The sequence below is a fragment of the Azospira restricta genome (assembly GCF_016858125.1).
Classification (GTDB): domain Bacteria; phylum Pseudomonadota; class Gammaproteobacteria; order Burkholderiales; family Rhodocyclaceae; genus Proximibacter; species Proximibacter restrictus.
In genome coordinates this window covers 3796786-3817950 of record NZ_CP064781.1, presented here as the reverse complement: position 1 = coordinate 3817950, position 21165 = coordinate 3796786, and the positions used below count along the sequence as shown (strand labels likewise).

The window sequence follows — 21165 nt, the reverse complement described above, 5'->3', positions numbered from 1 at the left end:
CCAATGACCCGTCCCGCCCCAAGTTGACACCTGTGGAGACGGACAGGCCCACATTGTTGCAGGCCTGCAAAGACGCCCGATGAACCTCATAGGGCGCCTTTTTCGCTTGTAGCGAGAGATGCGGCCTCTCCGGATTGTTGTAGATGGCAACGGATTGGCTGATCATGCGCCGAGCCCGGTGTAGATCGTCGGGCTGCTGAAGCCGGAACTCGTGCTTGAGAATGCCATTGATCCGTTCTGCTGGGGCATTCTGATAGCAGTCATAAGCGTCGGGAATCGAGCAGACCAGAGCGCGCCGCCGATGAATGGCCGGGTACTCGTTGGCGCAATACTGGATTCCCCGGTTCGAGTGATGCACCAGCGGCTGGTTTTTCTGGTTCCCCTTCGCTTCGCGATGCGCGCTGCACATCACTCAGGCGCTGTCGCCGACCAGCGCGACGTCGGCGAACCACAGCGCCTTCCAGCGCCGGACCTTCTCGTTCGCGGTGAGCGTTTTCGGCGATACCGGTTGCGCCTCGCCGAAGACGACTCCGCCTTCGACGACGCGGTAATTGATCGCCGCGTACAGGCGCTCGTCCTCGCGGTAGGCGACGCCGAGCAGAACGCCGCAGTTGGTGCACAGCAGGCACTCGGCGATGCCGCTGCCCTGGCGATAGCGGCCGAGGAAGCGCGCGTCCCCGACCATGACGCGCAGCGATCCGTCCGGATCGGAGAAATAGGCCGCGCCGTGCTTGCGGCAGAAGTCGCAATCGCAGGCGCGCGGGCCGTAGGTTTCCGGCGGGCGGGGCAGCCCGATGTCGATGCGGAGCGCGCCGCAATGGCAGCCGCCGCGCAGGTGGTATCCGTCCATGTCCGTCTCCTGTCGTCGCGCCGGTCAGCGCGATTCCTTCACGACCCGGCCGTTCGCCGCCTGCCCCGGCCGCACGTTGTTCTTGTAGACCTTGGCGAAGTCGGCGATCTGTTCGCGCGACAGGCTGACCGGATGCTTCAGTACCAGCCACAGCACGCCCTCGGTGCAGGGCGGCGTCGTCAGCGAGCCGAGGTAGGTACTGTACTCGCGTTTCTGCGGCAGCAGCTGGCCGGGGTCGATCTTGGCGCCGGCCGGGCTGACCGGCTGGCCGGGCGCCAGCGGCAGCGCGTTCCACAACGTGCGCACCAGACGGTTCTCCTTGCCCTCGACCAGCGGCACCGCGAGGATCGCGATCTTCCCCGACTTGCTGCGGTGCTCGAACTGCACGCTCATCACCGCCCGCTTGCCATTGGCCAACTCCTCGCCGGGGTGGCGGAAGCGGAAATGCTGCAGCTGGTATTCCTCGCCGTCGACGACGATGTGGCCGCCGTCGTCGGCATTCACCTGGATGGTGTGGCCGGTGTCTACGATCGTCAGTGGCAGCGGCTTCCAGGAAAAGCGGATCGGCGCCAGGTCGGCGCGGATCGGCGCGCGGATGTCGATCGGCGACTGCCGCCGGCCGTCGCCGCAGGCGGCGTAATCCTCGGATAGCTTGCTCCAGCGCGCCGGGCCGAGCTTGCCGTCGTAGCTCCAGGCGGCCGGCGGTTTCGGCGGCGGGGGCGGCGGCTCCTCCTTGCCGCGCGCCTTGCCCGGCTTCGCCGGCTCGGACGCCGGTTCGGCGACGGGCTTCGCCGCTGCCGGCGCTGGCGCCGGCATCGCGGCCGGCTTGCGGCAGACGTGGTTGAGCACCGCTTCCAGCGGCGAGTCCGGAACCACCGGCGCCGCGTCCTTGCCGTCGAAGCCTTCGCTCTTCAGCTCGCTGCCGTCGGCGGCGAGGTACAGGCGGCGCAGCGGGGCGGCGCTGCGCTTGTCGCAGTGGAACTCGCTGTGCTGCGTCAGGCCGGCGTAGGTGAAGGCCCAGGCGTCCTGCAGCCGCCGCGTCGGGTAGGTTTCGCGGTGCCAGGCACGCACCTTGCCGTCGCTGCGGTCGATGCTGGCGGTGTCGACCTCGACCTTGGCCGCCGCCGACTTGCCGCCGGCGACGGTCAGCCATTTGGCGGCGTGGGCGGTGAGGGGCGACGCCAGCAGCAGGCCGGCCGCGGCGCCGAGGACGGCCAGCGCGCGGCGCTGCGGGGCGGGGCCGGCGGACGGTTGACGGCGGCTTCTTTGCATTTTTCGGCGTCTCGATGCGGGCGGGATGGCGGCGATTATAGGGGCTGTTCGGCGATCCGGGGCGTCGCGTCGCGGCGTCGGCGCGGGGTTTCGCGCTAGAATCCGCGCCTTCCGTTTCCATCCGCCGCCCGAGGTTGTCGTGCCCGAATCCTTCGTTTCGCCCGAATTCTGGGTTGCCGTGCTGCAGATCATCATGATCGATCTGGTGCTCTCCGGCGACAACGCCGTCGTCATCGCGCTGGCCTGCCGCAACCTGCCCGCCGAGCAGCGCCGGCAAGGCATCCTGTGGGGCGTCGCCGGCGCCGTCGGCCTGCGCGTGGTGCTGACCATGGCTGCGGCCGTGGTGATGAACCTGCCCTGGCTGAAGCTGGTCGGCGGCGTGCTGCTGCTGTGGATCGGCGTCAAGCTGCTGCTGCCCGGGGACGACGACGGCCACGAGGTCTCGGCGGCCGACCACCTGTGGGGCGCGGTGCGCACGATCGTCATCGCCGATTTCGTGATGAGCGTGGACAACGTCATTGCGGTGGCCGGCGCCTCGCACGGCAACCTCGGCCTGCTGCTCTTCGGCCTCGTCGTCAGCATCCCGCTGATCGTCTGGTCGAGCCAGATCGTGCTGCGGCTGATGGAGCGCTGGCCGGTGGTCGTCGTCATCGGCGGCGCCCTGCTCGGCTGGGTCGCCGGCTCGATGATCTGGAGCGACCCCGCCGTCGGCGGGCTGGTCGCGGCCTTCCCGGCAGGGTCGGCGTCGTTCGCCGCGGCGCTGTCGGCGCTGCTGGTCGTGGCGCTGGGCAAATGGATGGAAACGCGGCGGCTGCGGACTGCCGCGATCGCCCCCGAGTGAGCGGAATCCCGCCTGCCGCATGGCGCCGACATTGACTGTTTTGAGGCGCCACTGTAAGAATACCGGGCAGTCGACTGTTTCTTTTTCCGATTTTCGGCGGACGCCGGCCCCAAGGAGGCGGGGCTGCCGGGGAACGGCCATGAACAAAGCGTAGCGGCCTGCTCCTCTCCGAGCGGCATTCCTGCTACCACTGAACGAAAAGACGGCGTCGCGCCGGATGACGGAGGCAGGCATGCGCAAGACCGGTTTCTGGAAGGCGGACTGGTTCCTCGGGCTGGTCGTGTCGCTGGTCATGCTCGCGCTGGCCGGTGGCGATGCCGTCCAGAGCCTGGAGCGCAAGGCCTACGACTGGGGCGTCCAGGCCTCGTCGCGCGAGCCGCTGGCGCGCATCGCGGTGATCGCGATCGACGATGCGTCGATCGCCAACCTCGGCCGCTGGCCGTGGCCGCGCGACCTGCACGCGAAGATGGCCGACCTGCTCGCTGGCGCCAAGGCGAAAGTGGTCGCTAACACCGCGCTCTTCTTCGAGCCGCAGATCGATCCCGGCTACGCCTATGTGACCAAGCTCGCCGGCCTGCACGAGCAGGCGCTGGCGGCCGGCGGCGACTCGCCGCCGCTGGCCGAGATGGGGGCGCTGCTGAAGGAGGCCGAGGCGCGGCTGAACAACGACCGCAGCTTCGCCGAAAGCCTCAAGCGCGCCAATTCGGTGGTGATGCCGATGCTGTTCCGCCTCGGCGACCCGAAGGGGCGGCCGGACCATCCGCTGCCCGAGTACGTCGCCCGAAACCGCCTGCCGCAGGTCGGCGAAGCCGGCGGCGACGCGCTGCCGGCGGCCTCGGTGCAGTACCCGATCGAGGCGCTCGGCACGCGCGCGGTCGCCATCGGTCACCTCAACGCCAACGCCGACGTCGACGGCGGCATCCGCGCCGAGCCGCTGGTGCTGCGCTACTACGACCTCTACTTCCCGTCGCTGTCGCTGCTGGTCGCGGCGAAGAGCCTCAACCTCGGCCCGGCCGATATCCAGGCGCGGCTCGGCGAGGAGGTGCGGCTCGGCAAGCTGCGCATCCCGACCGACGGCCTGACGCAGATGAACACCTTCTTCTACAAGGACCGCGGCGACAAGCCGGCCTTCCCGGTCGATTCGTTCTACGACGTGCTCACCGGCAAGATCCCGGCGAGCAAGTACCAGGACAGGATCGTGCTCATCGGCGCCACCGCCGGCGGCGTCGGCGCGCCGCAGGTGACGCCGGTGTCGCCTGCGATGGAGCCGGTGCTGACGCTGGCGCATTCGGTGTCGTCGATCCTGCAGGAGCACTTCTTCGTGACGCCGCCCTGGGGCGGCTACGCTTCGCTCGGCGTCTTCGTGCTCGTCGCCTTCTACCTGATCGTGGTGCTGCCGCAACTGTCCGCCGGCGTCGGCGCGCTCGCCACCGCCGTGCTGCTGACGGCGCTGGTTGGCGCCCACTTCGGCCTGATGGTCGGTGCCGGCATGTGGATCCAGCTGATGGCGGCGGCGACGCTGCTGCTGGTCGGCCACCTGCTGCTGACCACCAAGCGCTTCCTCGTCACCGAGCGCGGCAAGGAGAAGTCGGAGGCCGAGTCGGCCGAGTCGAACCGCATGCTCGGCCTCGCCTTCCAGGGGCAGGGGCAGCTCGACATGGCCTTCGACAAGTTCCGCAAGTGCCCGCTCGACGACCAACTGCTGGAGAACCTCTACAACCTGGCGCTGGACTTCGAGCGCAAGCGCCAGTTCAACAAGGCCGAGGCGGTGTTCCGCTACATGGCCGAGTATCGACTCGACTTCCGCGACCTGCCGCAGCGCATCGCGCGCGCCAAGCAGATGTCGGAGACGGTGATGCTCGGCGGCAGCGGCGGGCGGAGCAACGCCAGCACGCTGATCCTCAACGGCGGCGACGTGCAGAAGCCGATGCTCGGCCGCTACCAGGTCGAGAAGGAGCTGGGCAAGGGCGCGATGGGCGTCGTCTACCTCGGCAGCGATCCGAAGATCAACCGCGTCGTCGCGATCAAGACGATGGCGCTGTCGCAGGAGTTCGACGAGGACGAGCTGGCCGACGTCAAGACGCGCTTCTTCCGCGAGGCGGAGACGGCCGGCCGCCTCAACCACCCGCACATCGTCACCATCTTCGACGCCGGCGAGGAGCACGACCTCGCCTACATCGCGATGGAATTCCTCAAGGGCCGCGACCTGGTGCCGCAGACCAAGCCCAGCGGCCTGCTGCCGCTGCCGCAGGTGATGGGCATCGTCGCCCGCGTCGCCGAGGCGCTCGCCTATGCGCACCGCAACAACGTCGTGCACCGCGACGTGAAGCCGGCCAACATCATGTACGAGGCGACGAGCGACCAGGTCAAGGTGACCGACTTCGGCATCGCGCGCATCACCGACTCGTCGAAGACGAAGACCGGCATGGTCCTCGGCACGCCCAGCTACATGTCGCCGGAGCAGCTCGCCGGCAAGAAGATCGACGGCCGCTCCGATCTCTTCTCGCTCGGCGTCACGCTCTACCAGCTGTGCTGCGGCAAGCTGCCGTTTTCCGGCGAGTCGATGGCGCAGCTGATGTTCAAGATCGCCAACGAGCCGCCGGCCGACATCCGCGCCGAACGTCCGGACCTGCCGCCCTGCCTGACGGCGATCATCGACAAGGCGCTGGCCAAGGACGTCGAGCAGCGCTACCAGAGCGGCGACGAGATGGCGCGCGATTTGCGTGAGTGCATGAACGCCGCCCCGGCGCCCGCCGCCGCGCCGGCCGCCGGCTTCGACCTCAACCTCTAGGAGCCAACGTGGGCAAGAGTCTCTCCGAATCGCTCGAGATCGTCACCAAGACCGATCCGGGCATGGTTCGCTCGCACAACGAGGATTCCGTCTTCGGCAATCCGCACCGCGGCCTGGTCATCCTCGCCGACGGGATGGGCGGCTACAACGCCGGCGAGGTGGCCAGCGGCATGGCGACGACGGTGCTGTCGACCGAACTGGAGAACGCCTTCGTCGCGCGCTCACCGGACACGCCCGAGGCCGACGGCGGCCGCTACGCGCAGGCGGCGATCCGCGACCGCGTCGCCCGCGCCAACGCGGCGATCTTCAACGCCGCCGCCAGCCAGCCGCAGTACGCCGGGATGGGGACGACGCTGGTGCTGGCGCTGTTCCACGACAACCGGCTGACCGCCGCGCACATCGGCGACTCGCGCCTCTACCGGCTGCGCGGCGACGCCCTCGCGCAGCTGACCCGCGACCACTCGCTGCTGCAGGAGCAGATCGACGCCGGCATGATCAGCGCCGAGGAGGCCCGCCATTCGCAGAACAAGAACCTGGTGACGCGCGCGCTCGGCGTCGATCCGCAGGTCGAGACCGAGATCCACGACCACGAGGTGCTGCCGGGCGACCTCTACCTGCTCTGCTCCGACGGCCTCAACGACATGGTCGAGGACGACGAGATCGCGTTGACGCTGCAGTCGCTCGGCGCCAACCTGGAACTGGCGGCGACGCAGCTGATCCAGATGGCGAACGACAACGGCGGGCGCGACAACGTGTCGGTGATCCTGGTCAAGGTGTTGCGAGAGTTTCCGGCCGCCACCGGCTGGTGGGCGAAATTCCTCAACTGCTTCAAGTAAGGGACGGGAAGACAATGGCAAAGATGATTCTCTCCATGGACGGCCTGGTGCTGAAGGAGATTCCGCTCGCCAAGGAACGGATGACCATCGGCCGCAAGCCGCACAACGACATTCAGATCGACAACCTGGCGATCTCCGGCGAGCACGCGGCGGTGGTGACGATCCTCAACGACTCCTTCCTCGAGGACCTGAACAGCACCAACGGCACGCTGGTGAATGGCCAGCCGGTCAAGAAGCACTTCCTGAAGAATGGCGATGTCGTCGAGCTCGGCAAGTACAAGCTGAAGTACATCGCCGAGCAGTCCGCCGCCGCGGGCGATTCGCCCGATTTCGAGAAGACGATGGTGATGCGCTCGAACATGCTGCGTCCGGCGGCCGAGCCCGCGCCCGCGGCGTCGGCGTCGGCGTCGGCGGCGCAGCCGGCACCGCCGGCGGCGGCCGCCCCGGTGCAGGCGCAGCCGCCGGCGGCGATCCAGATCCTGAGCGGCAGCAACGCCGGCCGCGAGCTCGAGCTGACCAAGTCGCTGACCACGCTCGGCAAGCCCGGCGTGCAGGTGGCGGTGATTGCCCGGCGGCCGCACGGCTACTTCATCACCCACGTCGAGGGCGCGCAGTTCCCGGTGGTGAACGGCAAGGCACTCGACGCGCAGGCGCACCCGCTGGCCGACCACGACGTGATCGAGATCGCCGGCGTGAAGATGGAATTCTTCCTGAAGACCTGAGTCCGGACGGAGCGATGGCCGTAGCGGCAACCCTGAAGAAGCACCTCGTCCCGATCCTGCTCGGCCTGGCGCTCACGCTCGCCTTCCTCGGCCATGCCGGCCGCTTCTACCCGATCCCGCTGGTCAGCGTGATCGACGCCTTCATCTACGACGCGCGGCTGCGGCTGACGATGCCGGGCGGCGTCGACGAGCGCGTGGTGATCCTCGACATCGACGAGAAGAGCCTGGCCGAGGGCGGGCGCTGGCCGTGGGGCCGCGACAAGATGGCGGCGCTGCTCGACCGCCTGTTCGACCACTACCGCATCGCCGTGCTCGGCTTCGACGTCGTCTTCGCCGAGCCCGACGACAGCTCCGGGCTGAAGTCGCTGGAGGCGATCGGCCGCCGCGAACTGAAGGACGACCCCGGCTACCAGGCGGCGCTGAAGGGCCTGCGCCAGAGCCTCGACTACGACCGCCGCTTCGCCGAGGCGATGGCGAAGCGGCCGGTGGTCCTCGGCTACTACTTCACCAACCTGTCGACGGCGCAGACCGCCGGCCAGCTGCCCGAACCGGTGCTGCCGCCGGGCTCCTTCAAGGGGCACCGCCTCGCCATCACCACCTGGAACGGCTACGGCGCGAACCTTCCCGCCTACCAGCAGAACGCCGCCAGTGCCGGCCATTTCGTGCCGCTGGTCGATTTCGACGGTGTTTCGCGCCGGGTGCCGATGCTGGTCGAGTACCAGGGGGGCTACTACGAGTCGCTGTCACTGGCGATCGTCCGCCTGCTGCTCGGCCAGCCGCCGGTGGCGCCGGGCTTCGCCGACGACGGCGCCGGTCGCGACTACGCCGGCCTCGAATGGCTCGAGCTGCCGACGCCGCGGGGCACGGTGCGCATCCCGGTGGACGAGTCGGCGGCGACGCTGATCCCCTATCGCGGCAAGCAGGGCAGCTTCCGCTACCTGCCGATCGCCGACGCGCTGCACGGCCGGCTGCCGGTCGAGGCGCTGCAGGGCAAGATCGTCATCGTCGGCACCTCGACGCCGGGGCTGATGGACCTGCGGGCGACGCCGGTGGCGAGCGCCTATCCCGGGGTCGAGATCCACGCCAACCTGGTCGCCGGCATGCTCGACGGTCGCCTCAAGCAGAAGCCGGCCTACGTGCTCGGCGCCGAGGTGCTGATGGTCGCCCTCTGCGGCCTCGTGCTGGCGCTGCTGCTGCCGCTCTTCTCGCCGGCCCGGGCGTCGCTGCTCGCGTTCGGCGTGCTCGCCGCCGCCGCCGGGCTCAACTTCGCGCTGTGGCAGTCGGGCCTGCTGATCCCGCTGGCCTCGACGCTGCTCTTGATCCTCGCCCTCTACGCGCTGTCGATGTCCTGGGGCTACTTCGTCGAGTCGCGCAGCAAGCGGCAGCTGACCGGGCTGTTCGGCCAGTACGTGCCGCCGGAGCTGGTCGAGGAGATGAGCCGGGATCCGGAGAACTACAGCATGGAAGGGCGCAACGAGGAGCTGACCGTGCTCTTCTCCGACGTCAGGAGCTTCACGACGATCTCCGAGGGGCTCGACCCGAAGGAGCTGACGCAGCTGATGAACGAGTACCTGGGCGCGATGACGACGGTGATCCGGCACAACCGCGGCACGCTCGACAAGTACATCGGCGACGCGATCATGGCCTTCTGGGGGGCGCCGGTCGCCGATCCGGAGCATGCGCGCCACGCCGTGCTCACCGCGCTCGCGATGCAGCGCGAGCTGCGCAAGCTGGATGCGCCGTTCAAGGCGCGCGGCTGGCCCGAGCTGCACATCGGCGTCGGCATCAATACCGGGACGATGACCGTCGGCGACATGGGCTCGCCGGTGCGCCAGTCCTATACTGTGATGGGTGACGCGGTGAACCTCGGGTCGCGGCTGGAAGGCCTCACCAAGCAGTACGGCGTCGGCATCCTGGTCGGCGAGACGACGCGGGCGGCGGTCAAGGACGTCGTCTTCCGCGAGCTCGACCGGGTCCGCGTCAAGGGCAAGGACGCGCCGGTGGCGATCTACGAGCCGCTCGCTGCCGTCGGCGAGGTCGGTCAGGACGTCCTCGATGCGCTCAAGCTGTGGCAGCAGGTGCTGCGCCTCTACCGCGCCCAGGACTGGGACCAGGCCGACGTGCAGCTCTACAACCTGACGCGGCAGGCGCCGGACTGCAAGCTCTACCGCCTCTACGCCGAGCGCATCGCGTACTACCGCCAGCACCCGCCGGGCGAGGGCTGGGACGGCGTCACTACCTTCGAGACGAAGTAATCGCATGGAAGCCAGTGCATGAAGGCGAGAATCCTCGGTTGCAGCGGCGGCATCGGCGGGCGCCACCTGCGCACCACCTCGATCCTGGTCAACCACGACGTGCTGATCGACGCCGGCACCGGCGTCGCCGACCTGTCGATGGCCGAGCTGGCGATGATCGACCACGTCTTCCTGACGCACACGCACCTCGACCACATCGCCGCGCTGCCGCTGATGATCGACACCGTCGGCGACATGCGCGACAAGCCGCTTATCGTGCACGGCACCGAGGCGGTGCTGCAGATCCTGAGGAACCACATCTTCAATTGGGCGGTGTGGCCGGACTTCTCGGAGATCCCGACGGCCGAGGCGCCCTTCCTGCAGTTCAGGCCGCTGCGCGTCGGCCAGAAGATCCGTCTCGGCGAGCTGACGGTCGCCGCGGTGCCGGCCGAGCATACCGTGCCGGCGGTCGGCTACCACCTCGACTCCGGCGCCGGCAGCCTCGTCTTCACCGGCGACACGACCGTGAACGACCGTTTCTGGCCGGTGGTGAACCGGATCGGCAACCTGCGCCACCTGATCATCGAATGCGCCTTTTCCAACCGCGAGGAGCGGCTGGCGCGGATCTCCAAGCACATGTGCCCGGACATGCTGGCGGCCGAGCTGATGAAGCTCGAGCGCGACTGCGAGATCCACATCACGCACCTGAAGCCCGGGCAGATCGAGCTGACGATGGGCGAGCTGGCGACCTGCATCGGCGACTTCAAGCCGCACATGCTGCAGACCAACGTGGTCCTGGAGTTCTGAGATGGGCGAGACGAAGACCCTGACCCCGGAACGCCTGCGCGCCTTCGCGCCGCTCGGCGCGCTCTCGGACGAGCGGCTGCGCGAGCTGGCTGCGCTCTGCCGCGTCGAAACGGTGCCGCGCGGCGGCGATCCCTTCCGCCTGCACGGCCTCGGCGGGCAGGTCGTCTATCTCGTCGCCGGCGAGCTGAAGGTGAGCCACGCCGGCGGCCTGGTCGAGGTCCTCGTCGGCGGCTGCGACGCCGCGCTGCGTCCGTTGCCGAACGAGCTGGCGCAGGCCGTCGCGGTGCGCGCGATCACCGCCGTCGAACTGATCCGCATCGACGAGCACCTACTCGACATCATGCTCACCTGGGACCAGCTCAGCGCGCAGGCGAGCGACGCCGCCGAAGCCACCGACTGGCGCACGCTGACTGGTGCTTTCCGCGCCGAGATCCTGACTTCGGGCGCCTTCGCGCAGCTGCCGCCGTCGAACATCGACGCGCTGCTGCGGCGCTTCGAGCGGATCAGCGTCAAGGCCGGCGAGGTGGTGCTGCGCGAAGGCGACGAGGGCGACTACTACTACCTGATCGAATCGGGACGCTGCGAGGTGACGCGCCGCGTCGGCGGTGCCGCGCTGCCGCTGGCCGAGTTGAAGGCGGGCGACGCCTTCGGCGAGGAGGCGCTGGTTGCCGACGGCCAGCGCAACGCGACGGTGACGATGCGCACCAAGGGCGTGCTGCTGCGCCTGGGCAAGCAGGACTTCATCGAGCTCTTGCGCGAGCCGCTCCTGAAGCGCGTCTCGCGCGCCGAGGCGGAGCGGCGCGTGGCGGCCGGCGCGGTCTGGCTGGACGTCCGCTTCCCCGCCGAGTTCCAGCACGACCGGCTGCCCGGCGCGATCAACATCCCGCTCAACGAAATCCGCAACGCGATCGGCCCGCTCGCCGCCGATACCGAATACATCGTCTACTGCCAGAGCGGCCGCCGCAGTTCGGCGGCGGCCTTCATCCTCTCCCAGCACGGCTATCACGCCTACTGGCTGGAAGGCGGGCTGCGCCCGCCCGGCAATTCCTGAACGGAAACACCATGGGCAACCTCACTCCTCCCACGCATGCCGGCGCCGACGACGCGGCCCTCCGCCTCGCCTTCTTCAAGAACCTGCAGCTGGTCACCAACAAGATCCATGCGACGGCGAACATCGACGAGATCATGCTCGAGCTGTCGCAGGAACTGTGCACGCTGTTCAACTGCGACCGGCTGACCATCTACGCGCTGGGCGAGGACAAGCAGAGCATCGTCTCCAAGGTGAAGACCGGCCTCAATTCGTTCAAGGACCTGCGCCTGCCGATCTCCGACCAGAGCATCGCCGGCTATGTCGCCGCCAACCGCCGGCCGGTGAACATCCACGACGTCTACGACGGCGCCGAACTCGCCCGCTACAGCCCGCACATGGCCTTCCTCAAGGAAGTCGACAAGCGCACCGGCTACCGCTCGAAGCAGATGCTGGTGGCGCCGATCCTCGATGCCGCATCCGGCGATCTCCTCGGCGTCGTGCAGCTGATCAACAACCGGGACGACGCGCCGTTTCCGGCGGTCGCCGAGGAGGGCGTGCAGGGGCTGGCGCAGACGCTGGCGGTGGCCTTCACGCAGCGGCAGAAGCCGCCGCCGGCGGCGCGCGGCAAGTACGACGAGCTGGTCGTCGCGGCGGTGATTTCGGCGGGCGAGCTCGATCTGGCGCAGCGCTCGGCGCGGCGCAAGGGGCTGCCGCTCGAGGACGTGCTGATCAAGGAGTTCCAGGTCAAGCCGGCGGCGATCGGGCAGGCGCTGGCCAAGTTCTTCGGCGTTCCCTACGAGCCCTTTCGGCCGGACCGGGTGAAGCCGATGGACCTCCTGAAGAACTTGCGCCGCGAGTACGTCGAGTCGAACCACTGGCTGCCGGTCGAGGAGACGCAGGAAGGGATCGTCGTCGTCGCGCCGGACCCGGAGCGCATCCGCGCCTCGCGCATCGTCAACAACATCTTCCCGAAGGGCAGGATCGTCTATCGGGTGACCAGCGACGGCGAGTTCCGCAAGCAGATCGACCAGTTCTACGGCGCGCTCGCCGACATGGGCTCGGTCGGCGACCTGCTCTCCGATCTCGACGAGGGCGAGCCGGGCGAGATCGGTGCCGACGACATCAGTGCCGCCGCCGACAACGAGCTGGTGCGGCTGGTCAACAAGATCATCGTCGACGCCTACCAGCAGGGAGCCTCGGACATCCACGTCGAGCCGCGGCCGGGCAAGGACAAGGTGCAGATTCGCTTCCGCAAGGACGGCTCGCTGGTCAATTACATCGAGGTGCCGGCCTCCTACCGCAACGCGCTGGTGACGCGGCTGAAGATCATGTGCGACCTCGACATCTCGGAGAAGCGCCGGCCGCAGGACGGCAAGATCAAGTTCAAGAAGTTCGGGCCGCTCGACATCGAGCTGCGCGTGGCGACGATCCCGACGGCCGGCGGCGTCGAGGACGTGGTGATGCGCATCCTCGCCGCCGGCGAGCCGCTGCCGCTCGACGCGATGGGCTTCTCGCCGCACAACCACGAGAACCTGATCAAGTGCATCTCGAAGCCCTACGGCCTGTTCTTCGTCTGCGGCCCGACTGGCTCCGGCAAGACGACGACGCTGCACTCGATCCTCGGCTATCTGAACAAGCCCGATACCAAGATCTGGACCGCCGAGGACCCGGTCGAGATCACGCAGAAGGGGCTGCGCCAGGTGCAGGTGAACAAGAAGGCCGGGCTCGACTTCGCGACGGTGATGAAGGCCTTCCTGCGCGCCGACCCGGACATCATCATGGTCGGCGAGATGCGCGACGCCGAGACCACCGGCATCGGCATCGAAGCCTCGCTGACCGGTCACCTGGTGTTCGCGACGCTGCACACCAACTCGGCGCCGGAGTCGATCATCCGCCTGCTCGACATGGGCATGGACCCGTTCAACTTTTCCGACGCGCTGCTCGGCATCCTCGCCCAGCGCCTGGCCAAGCGCCTGTGCAAGGAATGCAAGGTGGCCTACCAGCCGACGCCGGACGAATTGAAGCAGCTGCTCGCCGAATACAGCGAGGAGCTGCGCAACACCCCGGCCTGGGTGAAGGACCCGCAGGCGGCGATGGAGGCGGTCTACAAGGACTGGCAGCAGCGCTACGCGAAGGACGGCAAGTTCACGCTATACCGGGCGAAGGGCTGCTCGACCTGCGGCGACACCGGCTACAAGGGGCGCGTCGGCCTGCACGAACTGTTGGTCGGCACGGACCCGGTGAAGAAGCTGATCCAGGAGAAGGCGCGGGTCGCCGAGATCTTGGCCCAGGCCCTCAACGAGGGCATGCGCACGCTGAAGATGGACGGCATCGAGAAGGTCATGCAGGGCATCACCGATATCGCGCAGGTGCGGGCGGTGTGCATCAAGTAGGATGCCGACCATGGATGCCACGCTGCAGGACCTCTTCCGCCGCCTCGAACAGCTCAATACGATCGGCACGGCGCTGTCGCACGAGCGCAACATCGCGCGCCTGCTCGAGAACATCCTGCTCGCGGCGAAGGCGATCACGCAGGCCGACGGCGGCACGCTGTACCGAACCACCGACGACGGCCGCCACCTGCGCTTCGAGATCGTGCGCACCGATTCGCTGCAGATCGCCTTCGGCGGCACCACCGGCGAGCCGATCTCGGCGCTGTTCCCCGACCTGCCGCTGTTCGGCGACGACGGCGCGCCGAACAACTCGCTGGTCGCCGCCTACAGCGCGATCCATGCCGAGACGGTGAACATCGCCGACGCCTATGCGGCCGCCGGCTTCGATTTCTCCGGTACGCGCAAGTTCGACCAGAAGACCGGCTACCGCTCGCAGTCCTTCCTCACCGTGCCGCTGAAGAACCACGAAAACGAGGTGATCGGCGTGCTGCAGCTGATCAACGCGCGCGACGACGACGGCAGCGTGCGCGCCTTCTCCGACGCCGACCGCCGGCTGGCCGAGTCGCTCGCCTCGCAGGCGGCGGTGGCGCTGACCAACCGGCTGCTGATCACGCAGCTGGAGACGCTGTTCGAATCCTTCATCGACCTGATCAACACCGCGATCGACGAGAAGTCGCCCTACACCGGCGGCCACTGCCAGCGCGTGCCGGTGCTGACGATGATGCTCGCCGAGGCGGTGAACGACACCACCGAGGGGCCGCTCGCCGGCTTCACGATGAGCGACAAGGACCGCTACGAGCTGAAGATCGCCGGCCTGCTGCACGACTGCGGCAAGGTGACGACGCCGGTGCACGTGGTGGACAAGGCGACCAAGCTGCAAACCCTCTTCGACCGCATTCACCTCGTCGATACCCGCTTCGAGGTGGTCAGGCGCGATGCCGAGATCGCGATGCTGAAGGCCATCGCTGCCGGCGAGCCGCGCGACGCGGCCGAGGCCCGCTACGCGGCGACGCTGCGGCAGATCGACGACGACCGGGACTTCCTGCGCCGCTGCAACATCGGCGGCGAGGCGATGCGCGCCGAGGACCAGGCGCGCGTGCGGCAGATCGCGACCGCGTACGCGTGGGCCGGCCCCGACGGGCTGCGGGCGGATTTCCTCTCCGCCGACGAGGTCGAGAACCTGACCATCCGCGCCGGCACGCTGACCGCCGCCGAGCGCGAGATCATCAACTACCACATCGTCGCCACGATCAAGATGCTGGAGGCGCTGCCGTGGCCGAAGCATCTCAAGAACGTGCCCGAGTACGCCGGCGGCCACCATGAGCGCATGGACGGCAAGGGCTACCCGCGCGGCCTCACCCGCGAGCAGATGTCGGTGCAGGCGCGGGTGATGGGCATCGCCGATATTTTCGAGGCGCTGACCGCCAAGGACCGGCCGTACAAGCCGCCGATGAAACTGTCCGAGGCGCTCGGCATCCTCCGCAAGTTCGCCGAGGGTGGGCACATCGATCCCGACCTGTTCGAGGTGTTCGTGCGGCAGAGGGTGTATCTGCGGTATGCGGAGCGGTTTCTGGATGTGGGGCAGATCGACGAGGTCGGAGGGTGACGTTCCTGGGCTGACAATCTTCGGGTGGGGTGACGTTTTTTGTCAGTCTGCCCGCGGGTGGCGGTCGAAATCCCTTGTGCCAGTCGGGGTATGGGCTGGCATGGATCTTGTGTATAGTGTCGCAACGGTTTCCCGCCGTTATTGAACAGGAGGAAATAATGAAGAAGTCCATGCAGAAGGGTTTCACCCTGATCGAACTGATGATCGTCGTCGCGATCATCGGCATCCTGGCTGCGATCGCCATTCCGCAGTTCTCCGAGTACACCAAGAAGGGCGAGGACAAGGCCGCGCAGTCGGATGCGCGCAACCTGCTGACCCTCGGCATCTCGAACTCGACCAACTGATCAAGGAGACGGCGATGAAAAAAGTGATTCTCGGTGCCGTTCTTGCGACGGCTGCAGCGGCCTCCATGGATGCGATGGCGGTTACCGTCTGCTCCGGGGGCTCCGGCACTTCGGCGGCGGTCAGCGTTCAGGGCGGAACCTACTTCATCAAGGCCGGCTTTACGGCGCGTTGCTCGAACAACGTGGCCTTGGCTTACGATGAAGATGCCACCTACATGCGGGTCGGTGCCGTGTCGGTGAAGGGGCGCAACATGTTTGCCGGATCGTCGGTCGGCGGTGCGGTGACAGGTACACCGTGCGCGACCTCAGGTTGTACGGTTAGCGATGCGGCGGCTGCTTTTACGAAGGCTCCGACCAGCTGATTTTTCGGCAAAGCAGACGAAACCGGCGCGCCCAAGGGCGCGCCGATTTTTTGCGGGGGGAGCATGCTCCAGTTTGTCGTGTCGGGCCTGCGAATGGGCATTCGCGGGCGGGCTCTGCAGTTGGTCTTTGCACTGGGTGTGCTGACGATTTTCCTCGCCTATTTTTCCGCAGCTTTCTCGCCGCGGCAGCCGCGGACGGTGGCGCTCGACATCGGGCTTTCCGGAATTCGCGTCTCGCTGGTATTGCTCAGCCTGCTCTGGATCCAGGATTTCGTGGTTCGCGAAATCGAGCGCCGCACCGTGTTTTTCTCGCTGGCCTATCCGGTGCCGCGATCGGCCTTTCTGTTCGGGCGCTATGTCGCGGTGCTGCTGCTGTCAGCGCTTGCGCTGCTCATCTTCGGTCTGCTTCTCTCGCTCGTCGTTGCTCTGGCCACCCGTTACGAGCAGGAATTCATGCCGGCGCTCGGGTTGCCCTTCTGGGTGACGCTCTTCGGGCTGTGGGTGGACTCGGCGCTGATCGCTGCGTTCGCCTTGTGTCTCGCGTCGATCTCGACGGTATCGGCGCTGCCGCTTACGCTGGGCATGGCGTTTGCGATTGCCGGCAAGGCACTGGGGCCGGCAATGGCGTACCTGGCTGCCGGTGCGGACGGCCAGGCCGAACTTGTTGCAAGGTTTTCTCCGATCCTGGCAGCGGTCCGCTGGCTGCTGCCGGATCTGTCCCGACTCGATTGGCGGGATTGGCCGCTCTATCAGGTGCCGCTGCCTGACGGCGCCATCCTGTGGGCATTGCTGATGGCAGCCGGCTATATCGGCATGGCCTTGTTGGCTGGCAACCTGATCTTCGAACGACGGGAATTGCACTAAGGTGTTGCGGCTCGCCCTGACAGGGATCGCATTGCTTGTGTGTGCTGCAGGCTACGGACTGTCGCTGCAGGCCTTGGATTCGGTCAGCCGCGGTCAAGCGAAGTCGGAATTGCTGGTGGCGCTGCCGCGATTTGCGCAGGTGCTGCTGGCCGGCGGAGACCAGCACTTGGCAGCAAACCTCAACGGGTTTCGGGTGCTGGTCGCTGCGACCGAAAAAATGACGGCCGCAGACTATGCGACCCAAGGTCGGCTGCAGGAGGACCTTGCCTGGCTGAACCCCGCCCATGAGGACAATTACTACATCGCCGCCGCCACCCTGCCGTGGAACGGCCAGACCGATGCGGCGCGGCACGTGTTGCGGCAGGCGGCCGATGCGCGCCCGGCGGACTGGCAGCCCCTGTTTTATCTCGGTTTTCATTATTACCATTTCATGAAGGATCCGGTCGCGGGCGGGCGCTTGTTGCTCGAGGCGGTACCACGGGCGCGTGAGGAGCCGGACCGGTGGGCGTTGCAGAATGTCGCCGCGCGCTGGTTCGAGAAGGGCTACGACACGGCGAGTGCGGCGAACATCGTCGACGCGATGGCGAAGGGAGCGAATGCAGGCAGTTTCCGCCGCTATCTGCAGGTGCGGGCAAACCGGCTGCAGGATTTGGCCCGCTTGCGCGATCTTGCTACTGCCTATCGCGAGCGCCATGGCCGGCCACTGGCGAAGCTTGGTGACCTCGTCGGCGATGGATGGATCGGCGCCATCCCCGATGATCCTTTGGGCGAAGGGTATGCGCTCGACGACGATGGAATGCCGGTGTTCGCTTCGCAGAAGAAGGGAAATCCATGACCGCAGCGATCGTGGTTGACGGCCTGGCCAAGGTCTATCGCAAGTCCTGGTCGCGTGAGGCTGTGCATGCCCTGCGCGGTATCTCGCTGACCGTGGAGCCCGGCGAAGCGTTCGGTTTCGTCGGACCGAACGGTGCAGGAAAGAGCACGACGATCAAGATCATCATGGGGTTGCTGCGTCCGACCGATGGCCATGTCCTGATTTTCGGCGAATCGGCAGTGCTTCCATGTGCGCGCAGGGGCGTCGGTTATGTGCCGGAGAGCCCCTACCTGCAGGACTGCCTGACGCCGATGGAGATTCTGGAGATGGGGCTGGCACTGCATCGCGTCGAGGTCGGCGATCGTCGCGCTCATTGCATGGAATGGCTCGATCGAATGGCACTGGGGCACGTAGCCACAAAGGCGCTGCGCACGTTTTCCAAGGGCATGGTGCAGAGGGTTGCCCTGGCGCAGGCGCTGTGCATCAAGCCGCGTCTCCTTGTCCTCGACGAGCCCCTGTCCGGGCTCGATCCGATCGGCCGTCGCGCGGTCGTCGATACGCTCGCCGAGTACAAGCGGGGTGGTGGAACACTCTTCTTCTCTTCGCATGTGCTGCATGACGTCGAGCGTCTTGCGGACCGCTTCGGGTTGGTCCATGAAGGGCGACTGCGGGCGGTGCGCTCCCCGGCGGAACTGACGGGAGAGGAGGATCTGGTCTTGGTCAGAACCTTTGGCGAAATTCCGGTGGCAGGCATGCGCGAGGATTTTCCGGGGCGCTGGATCGGCGAAGTGTGCTCTGCCGAACTGTGGGAGCATCTCGCCCGCCTTCGCGAATCCGGTCATGCGTTGATCGAGGTGCGCCAGACGCTGTCGCTGGAGTCCGCCTTCCTCAAGGCCGTCGAGAGGCAGTGATCGGTGGCCATGATTTTGCCGCACAAGGAACAATCTGATATGGAAAACCGCGAGGCGCTTGCCGATCTATTGCAGCCAGGCAATCTACTGAAGAAATCGGGCGACTTTGCCGCCGCGCTGGCGAGCTACGAGCTGGTCCGCGAGCGCTTTCCGGACGAGCCCGAGGCGCATTGCCGCTGTGCCGAGATGCAGCTGGCTCTGGGTCGGAAGGATGCCGCCGAGGAAAGTTACCGGCGGGCCCTGGCGTTGTCGCCTGCGTATCCAGAAGCGGCCTGCGGTCTGGGAGGGATGCTGGTCCAACGTCGGGAATGGGGGGAGGCTGAGGCGAGCTATCGCAAGGCGCTTGCCGGGAATCCGGACCATCCCGATCTGCACGTGGCCCTCGGAGATCTTCTGGCGAGGCTGGATCGCAACACGGAGGCGTGCTATTTCATGCGGCGCGCCGTGGCGATCCGACCGGAATCTGCGGCCGCGCTGAACGGCCTGGGCTTCGTTCTGCGTTGCATGGAAAAATACGACGAAGCGGAGGACTTTCTGCGCCGGGCCATTGCGGTCGACGATCGCTTCGCCCAGGCGTGGTGCAACCTGGCGATCTGCAACTTGCAGCGCGGGCGTCTGCAGGAGGCGGCCGACGCCTACAGGAAGGCCATCGCGCTGGAGAAAAAATACGCAAATGCCTGGGATGGCCTGCTGCTGATGTCGCACTATCGGATGCATGACCGAAACGAGCTGTTCCGCATGCACTGCGACTATGGCGCGCTTTTCCCGCAGGAACCGGTGGCGCACACGAATGTGCCTGACCGAACTCGCCGGCTTCGTATCGGGTTCGTCAGCGGTGATTTCCGGCAACACTCGGTCGGCTACTTTATCCTCTCTATTCTGTCGAAGCTCGACCGGCGATCATTCGAGCTGTGGGCCTACTATACTTATCCGACGGCGGACTATCGGACGGAAAGCTTTCGACGGCTGTTTACCCGTTGGCGACCGGTCTTTGGGCTGTCCGACAGCGAGTTCTGTACGCAGGTCCGGGATGACAGGGTCGACATTCTCGTCGATCTTTCCGGGCATACCGGTCACAATCGCCTGACTGCTCTGGCGCGAAAGCCGGCACCCGTGCAGGTGAGCTGGATCGGCTACCCGGATACGACCGGGCTGGCGCAGATCGACTACCGCTTGACCGATGCTTACGCCGACCCGGCAGGCGTGGCCGATCAGTACCACGTCGAGCGCCTGTGGCGCCTGCCGCGCAGCTTCCTTTGCTATACCCCGCCGGAACACGCGCCCGAGGTGTCGGCGGCGCCTTGTCTCAAGCGCGGATTCATCACCTTTGGTTCGTTCAGTACCCGCATGAAGATCGGAGCGGAGTGCATCGCACTGTGGGCGCGGGTTCTGCATGCAGTGCCGGAATCGCGACTGCTGCTCAAGTCGGCGATCGGTTTCCAGGACGACGGCGCCAGAGCATTCCTGCGGGCACAATTCGCTGACCATGGCATCGCCGCTGACCGGATCGAGGTTTTGGCACCGAAACACTTGCTCAAGGATCACCTTGCCGCCTACGAGGAGATCGACATCGTCCTCGACACCACGCCTTACCATGGCACGACGACGACCTGCGAAGCGCTCTGGATGGGGGTTCCTGTCGTTTCGCTGGCAGGGGACAGGCACGTGTCCCGCGTCGGCGTGAGCTTGCTCAGCAATGCCGGGCTCGAGGATCTGGTCGCCGACGGCGAGGAAGAGTATGTCGAAATAGCTGCACAACTGGCGTCCGATTTCCAGAATCTCGGGCTGATACGCGGGGCGTTGCGTGCTGTCCTGAAAAACAGTCGGCTGCTCGACGAGGCAGCGATGGCGCGTGATTTTGCCGACGCCATGCGGTCGATGTGGCACCGATACTGCGACGAACATCCTGTTGCGGTAGCAGCGTGCGGGCCAGCCGCTGGCGTGGAGGTGCCAGCGGCCGATGTGGCACCGGCGCCACGCCTGCTCATCGGCGGCACCGGTGCAGCGGATGGCTGGAAGGTGTTTGCGGCGGAGCCCGGAGACGGCGTAGATTACGACGGCGATCTGCTGTATCTGCACCGCTTCGGGGATGAGGGGTTTTCCGAGATCTATTGCGCGCATGTCGTGCAGCGGCTGGGACTGGCCGACGTCGCAGATTATCTGAAGGACCTGTGCCGGATGCTGGTTCTCGGCGGCCGACTCTATCTCTCGGTGCCGGATCTGGATGCGCTTGCGTGGATGCTGGCAAGTCCTGTGTATGATCAGGCGACCAGATTCGGCATGATGCGCGCATTGTTCGGCGGCCAGATGAACATGGCCGATTTCAATCATGTCGGCCTGAATCTCGATTTTCTGCGCGACTACCTGCAGGAAGCGGGCTTTGACAGCGTCGAGCGGGTCGCATCGTTCGGCCTCTTCGCTGATGCGAGCGAGGCAAGGGTCGATTCCATCCCGATTTCCCTTAACCTGATTGCCGTGAAGTAGCACC

16 protein-coding genes and 2 pseudogenes are annotated in these 21165 nt (G+C 66.7%); 15 read left to right on the top strand and 3 right to left on the bottom strand.

All coding sequences use genetic code 11. The features are described 5' to 3' along the window. Positions 1-73: 73 nt before the first annotated feature. The 3 genes and pseudogenes from IWH25_RS19160 to IWH25_RS19255 all read right to left on the bottom strand — a co-directional run. Positions 74-376, bottom strand: a pseudogene (locus tag IWH25_RS19160) (integrase core domain-containing protein); the annotation flags it as partial. 36 nt (positions 377-412) lie between these two features. Continuing rightward, positions 413-850, bottom strand: a complete 438-nt coding sequence (locus tag IWH25_RS18125; protein WP_203387158.1) for a GFA family protein — start codon at positions 848-850, stop codon at positions 413-415. Between the two features lie 24 nt (positions 851-874). Beyond that, positions 875-2122, bottom strand: coding sequence for a carbonic anhydrase (locus IWH25_RS19255; protein WP_203387157.1), 1248 nt, complete (start codon positions 2120-2122; stop codon positions 875-877). 139 nt (positions 2123-2261) lie between these two features. On the opposite strand from IWH25_RS19255, the gene IWH25_RS18115 reads away from it, so the two are divergent. From IWH25_RS18115 to IWH25_RS18045, 15 genes and pseudogenes are all read left to right on the top strand, one after another. Beyond that, the gene (locus IWH25_RS18115) at positions 2262-2963 is read left to right on the top strand and encodes a TerC family protein (protein ID WP_238998953.1); all 702 of its coding nucleotides are present in this window, start codon (positions 2262-2264) and stop codon (positions 2961-2963) included. 232 nt (positions 2964-3195) lie between these two features. Continuing rightward, positions 3196-5754, top strand: coding sequence for a CHASE2 domain-containing serine/threonine-protein kinase (locus tag IWH25_RS18110; protein ID WP_203387155.1), 2559 nt, complete (start codon positions 3196-3198; stop codon positions 5752-5754). 8 nt (positions 5755-5762) lie between these two features. Further along, positions 5763-6590: a Stp1/IreP family PP2C-type Ser/Thr phosphatase gene (locus tag IWH25_RS18105; RefSeq protein WP_203387154.1), complete on the top strand. Its 828-nt coding sequence runs from the start codon at positions 5763-5765 to the stop codon at positions 6588-6590. Between the two features lie 14 nt (positions 6591-6604). Further along, on the top strand, positions 6605-7312 hold the full coding sequence (locus IWH25_RS18100; protein WP_203387153.1) for an FHA domain-containing protein: 708 nt from the start codon (positions 6605-6607) through the stop codon (positions 7310-7312). Between the two features lie 14 nt (positions 7313-7326). Next, positions 7327-9567, top strand: a complete 2241-nt coding sequence (locus tag IWH25_RS18095) for a CHASE2 domain-containing protein (RefSeq protein ID WP_203387152.1) — start codon at positions 7327-7329, stop codon at positions 9565-9567. Between the two features lie 18 nt (positions 9568-9585). After that, positions 9586-10353 (top strand): MBL fold metallo-hydrolase, encoded by a 768-nt coding sequence (locus IWH25_RS18090; RefSeq protein WP_203387151.1) that lies wholly within the window; start codon positions 9586-9588, stop codon positions 10351-10353. A gap of 1 nt (position 10354) precedes the next feature. Continuing rightward, a complete protein-coding gene (locus IWH25_RS18085; RefSeq protein ID WP_203387150.1) occupies positions 10355-11404 on the top strand; it encodes a cyclic nucleotide-binding domain-containing protein in 1050 nt (349 codons plus the stop codon). An 11-nt stretch (positions 11405-11415) separates the two neighbouring features. Next, complete coding sequence (locus tag IWH25_RS18080) at positions 11416-13776, top strand: GspE/PulE family protein (protein WP_203387149.1); 2361 nt, start codon at positions 11416-11418, stop codon at positions 13774-13776. 10 nt (positions 13777-13786) lie between these two features. After that, positions 13787-15382 (top strand): GAF and HD-GYP domain-containing protein, encoded by a 1596-nt coding sequence (locus IWH25_RS18075; protein WP_203387148.1) that lies wholly within the window; start codon positions 13787-13789, stop codon positions 15380-15382. A 170-nt stretch (positions 15383-15552) separates the two neighbouring features. Further along, positions 15553-15640: pseudogene (locus IWH25_RS19150) on the top strand (prepilin-type N-terminal cleavage/methylation domain-containing protein); the annotation flags it as partial. Between the two features lie 100 nt (positions 15641-15740). After that, positions 15741-16088 carry a hypothetical protein gene (locus IWH25_RS18065; RefSeq protein WP_203387146.1) on the top strand — a complete coding sequence of 116 codons (348 nt, stop codon included), beginning with the start codon at positions 15741-15743 and terminating at the stop codon, positions 16086-16088. A 63-nt stretch (positions 16089-16151) separates the two neighbouring features. Next, positions 16152-16952, top strand: coding sequence for an ABC transporter permease subunit (locus tag IWH25_RS18060; RefSeq protein WP_203387145.1), 801 nt, complete (start codon positions 16152-16154; stop codon positions 16950-16952). Position 16953: 1 nt separating this feature from the next. Further along, on the top strand, positions 16954-17787 hold the full coding sequence (locus IWH25_RS18055; protein ID WP_203387144.1) for a tetratricopeptide repeat protein: 834 nt from the start codon (positions 16954-16956) through the stop codon (positions 17785-17787). Continuing rightward, on the top strand, positions 17784-18677 hold the full coding sequence (locus IWH25_RS18050; RefSeq protein WP_203387143.1) for an ABC transporter ATP-binding protein: 894 nt from the start codon (positions 17784-17786) through the stop codon (positions 18675-18677). Before IWH25_RS18055 ends, IWH25_RS18050 begins: the two co-directional genes overlap by 4 nt. Before the next feature lie 9 nt (positions 18678-18686). After that, positions 18687-21161, top strand: a complete 2475-nt coding sequence (locus IWH25_RS18045; protein WP_238999092.1) for an O-linked N-acetylglucosamine transferase family protein — start codon at positions 18687-18689, stop codon at positions 21159-21161. The last annotated feature ends 4 nt before the right edge of the window (positions 21162-21165 follow it).

Coding starts and splice junctions, on each gene's coding strand:
- IWH25_RS18125 (WP_203387158.1), bottom strand. CDS start 850: ATGGACGGATACCACCTGCGCGGCGGCTGCCATTGCGGCGCGCTCCGC.
- IWH25_RS19255 (WP_203387157.1), bottom strand. CDS start 2,122: ATGCAAAGAAGCCGCCGTCAACCGTCCGCCGGCCCCGCCCCGCAGCGC.
- IWH25_RS18110 (WP_203387155.1), top strand. CDS start 3,196: ATGCGCAAGACCGGTTTCTGGAAGGCGGACTGGTTCCTCGGGCTGGTC.
- IWH25_RS18100 (WP_203387153.1), top strand. CDS start 6,605: ATGGCAAAGATGATTCTCTCCATGGACGGCCTGGTGCTGAAGGAGATT.
- IWH25_RS18095 (WP_203387152.1), top strand. CDS start 7,327: ATGGCCGTAGCGGCAACCCTGAAGAAGCACCTCGTCCCGATCCTGCTC.
- IWH25_RS18090 (WP_203387151.1), top strand. CDS start 9,586: ATGAAGGCGAGAATCCTCGGTTGCAGCGGCGGCATCGGCGGGCGCCAC.
- IWH25_RS18085 (WP_203387150.1), top strand. CDS start 10,355: ATGGGCGAGACGAAGACCCTGACCCCGGAACGCCTGCGCGCCTTCGCG.
- IWH25_RS18080 (WP_203387149.1), top strand. CDS start 11,416: ATGGGCAACCTCACTCCTCCCACGCATGCCGGCGCCGACGACGCGGCC.
- IWH25_RS18075 (WP_203387148.1), top strand. CDS start 13,787: ATGGATGCCACGCTGCAGGACCTCTTCCGCCGCCTCGAACAGCTCAAT.
- IWH25_RS18065 (WP_203387146.1), top strand. CDS start 15,741: ATGAAAAAAGTGATTCTCGGTGCCGTTCTTGCGACGGCTGCAGCGGCC.
- IWH25_RS18060 (WP_203387145.1), top strand. CDS start 16,152: ATGCTCCAGTTTGTCGTGTCGGGCCTGCGAATGGGCATTCGCGGGCGG.
- IWH25_RS18050 (WP_203387143.1), top strand. CDS start 17,784: ATGACCGCAGCGATCGTGGTTGACGGCCTGGCCAAGGTCTATCGCAAG.
- IWH25_RS18045 (WP_238999092.1), top strand. CDS start 18,687: ATGATTTTGCCGCACAAGGAACAATCTGATATGGAAAACCGCGAGGCG.